Genomic DNA, 2,858 nt, shown 5'->3' with positions numbered 1-2,858 from the left:
AACTCGAGACGTTGGGCACGAAGATGAAGGTCCGCGTCCTTGAACCGTGGAGAGGCGCTGTCTTCCCGGTCGTCCGGCATCGCCAGGCGCTTATGCATTTCATCCTCCACCTCGCTGGAAAGTGGCGCTAGCGTTCCAGCCATTTGCAACTTAAAGGTATAGATGGCCGTGATTTCCGTCGCGAGGGTGAACGATCCCTTTTGAAACCCAGTCAGATTGCAACCATCGAGATTTCCCCGAATGCGCGTGAGGGCGGCTCGCCGCTCGGGGCGCCTGGGGGCGGCTAGCATTTATCTGGATATTGGTATGGACGGCGCTGGAGCCGCGGCGCCTCGCGAGGTGCGAGGCGCCGCAAGCCCGGGGTCAGCGCGACCAGACCAGCGCGTAGCCGTCATCGACCGCGACGAGGTTGGCGTAGATCGGTGCCGGGAAGGACGGGTCGTCGAGCTTCACCGAGTGATAGACGGTGTTGTCCTTGGAGGTCCGCTGCCACGCGGCGCCTATCTCGACGTTGCCGGACATCACGCGCAGGTTCGGAGCCCTCTCGTTCTCGGAGGGTTCGGCCGGAAGGAAGCGCGCCTTGATGTTGAGCGAGAGCGTCTTGATGACGCCGGTGTACGAGCCGCCTTCGGCGCGGGTGAAGGTGCCAATCTGAGCCATGGTGATCTCCTGTTGTTGTTTCCAGGCCCGCGACCATCGCGGCCTTGATGGCGATCTCTGAGCGCCGCAACGACTGAGCCGCAGCCTTGGCCCACAGCGCCAGCGGAGGATGGCGGGCTGAGCGATCTTGTTGCCTCGCGAGGAATGCCGCCGCTTCGCGGCAGGGGAAGAAGATCGCGAACGAGCCATTGCGGATAAAGGTCGGCGAGCGCAGCGAGCGTATTGTGGGGCGTGATCCGTCAGCAAAAGGCCGCTATGGACGTGGGCCAAGCAGCCTGACAGGAGAGCATCGGCTCAAAGGCACCCACCACCGCCGCGACGCGGCAGCACACTCTCGATACAACAGTGAATACCGACCATGGGAACAACCGTTGAGCGTAGCGCTCATTGCCGGCGAAGCTGAAACTCCGCCGAATCGTGTCCCGGGTCTATTCCTCGTCTTGTTCCTCGGCGTCGCTGCCGGCGCTATCAGCCCAGCGATGACGGCGGCTGTCGAGATGCATATCCAGGTCGCGCTCGGAGAAAGCAATCAGATCGCTGTGACCGAACGCTTTGGAATAATCCAGTACGGAGATGATTTCGGGCACAATGCGCAGCAGGACCACGCTGTCTGGAGAAGGCTTTGGCGCCGCGCGTTGTGCCGCACCGTCGGTTGCAGCCCATGGCGGCGAGGCTGCATATTCTGGATGCCGTTTGAGGCGCAATGCGGAGACGTAGTCGAACTCGTCATGATCGGCGACCGGAGTTGCTCTTGCAGCCAACGAGAGGCCCTTGATGTCGCGCGGCTGCGGTGCGTCGCTGCCAATTGCGATCGAGACTCTCGGGTCCCGCAGGATGTTTGCATATTTCTGCGCATTCCGGGCAACGAAACAGTACAGCAGAAAACCGTCATTCAAGTAGCCAACTATCGTCGCTTGCGGCCATCCATCGGGACGGTTTGTGGCGATGGTCATTACACGATGCTCGTCGAGGAGCTGTAAGACCAAGTTCTTCAATTTTCGATTCACCGGCAACTCCGCCGAGAAGGATGACAAAACCACTGGGCCTTGCTCTGAATCAAAGGCCGGAATCGCTTGTCGGTCCAAGCGAGCCTGGTGAGAGACGCGAACGCGCGTGCCCGACCACTCATTTGATTCGAGGCAAGACCTCGAATTGATGGAATGGCGGCGGGGAGGACAGCGTCCATTCCAATGTGGTCGCACCAACTCCCCATGGGTTTTCGCCCGCCTCCTTCTTCCGGGCGAATGCAAGAGCCATGTTCAGGAAGAACACAATCAGGCTTGCGGCGGAAATGTACGAGCCGATCGACGATATCAGATTCCAGCCCGCGAATGCATCGGGATAATCGGCGATGCGGCGCGGCATGCCGGAGAGGCCGAGAAAGTGCTGCGGGAAGAAGATCATGTTGGCGCCGATGAACATCAGCCAGAAATGCAGCTTGCCGAACGCTTCCGAATAGAGGTACCCGGTCATTTTCGGGAACCAGTAGTACCAGGCCGCGAAGATCGCAAAGGTCGCGCCGATCGACATCGTGTAGTGGAAGTGCGCCACCACGTAATAGGTGTCCTGCAGCACCCAGTCGACGCCGGCATTCGCCAGCACGACGCCGGTGACGCCGCCAACCGTGAACAGGAAGATGAAGCCGATCGCCCACATCATGGGGGTGCGGAATTCGATCGAGCCGCCCCACATGGTGGCGTTCCAGGAGAAGACCTTTACGCCGGTGGGCACTGCTATCACCATGGTGGCTGCGACGAAATAGGCCTGCGTCGCGCTCGACATACCGACCGTGTACATGTGGTGCGTCCACACCACAAAACCGATACCGCCGATCGCAACCATGGCATAGGCCATACCGAGATAGCCGAATACCGGCTTGCGACTGAACGTCGACACGATCTGGCTGATGGCGCCAAAGCCCGGCAAGATCAGAATGTACACCTCCGGGTGGCCGAAGAACCAGAACAGATGCTGGAACAGCACGGGATCGCCGCCGCCCTCGGCAGAGAAGAACGTGGTGCCGAAATTGCGATCGGTGAGCAGCATAGTGATGGCGCTGGCGAGCACCGGCGTATCCGTCCGGTGAAGGCCGCCTTGCCGAGTGAGGCGTGTTGTTGAGAACTGTCCTTATGGACAGTGATAGGCGCAGTGCCCAAGTCGAGCGGCTCGAAGTTGTTGACACAGGCCGGCGGCGGCGC

At 60.5% G+C, this 2,858-nt stretch carries 2 protein-coding genes and 1 pseudogene; all 3 read right to left on the bottom strand.

Annotated features, from left to right (window positions below):
* Positions 1-363 precede the first annotated feature (363 nt).
* Positions 364-660: a DUF736 domain-containing protein gene (locus ACT4OC_RS22280; RefSeq protein ID WP_444841196.1), complete on the bottom strand. Its 297-nt coding sequence runs from the start codon at positions 658-660 to the stop codon at positions 364-366.
* 428 nt (positions 661-1,088) lie between these two features.
* The gene (locus ACT4OC_RS22275) at positions 1,089-1,745 is read right to left on the bottom strand and encodes a pyridoxamine 5'-phosphate oxidase family protein (protein ID WP_444841195.1); all 657 of its coding nucleotides are present in this window, start codon (positions 1,743-1,745) and stop codon (positions 1,089-1,091) included.
* A gap of 40 nt (positions 1,746-1,785) precedes the next feature.
* A pseudogene (locus ACT4OC_RS22270) lies at positions 1,786-2,730 on the bottom strand (cbb3-type cytochrome c oxidase subunit I); the annotation flags it as partial.
* Positions 2,731-2,858 lie beyond the last annotated feature (128 nt).

The organism is Bradyrhizobium sp., from assembly GCF_052389815.1.
Taxonomy (GTDB): domain Bacteria; phylum Pseudomonadota; class Alphaproteobacteria; order Rhizobiales; family Xanthobacteraceae; genus Bradyrhizobium.
Note: the sequence above shows the minus strand (reverse complement) of the source record. Positions and strands in the feature narration are given on the sequence as shown.

Bases quoted from the DNA above. Each gene is read 5' to 3' on its own strand.
- ACT4OC_RS22280 (WP_444841196.1), bottom strand. From the start codon at position 660: ATGGCTCAGATTGGCACCTTCACCCGCGCCGAAGGCGGCTCGTACACC.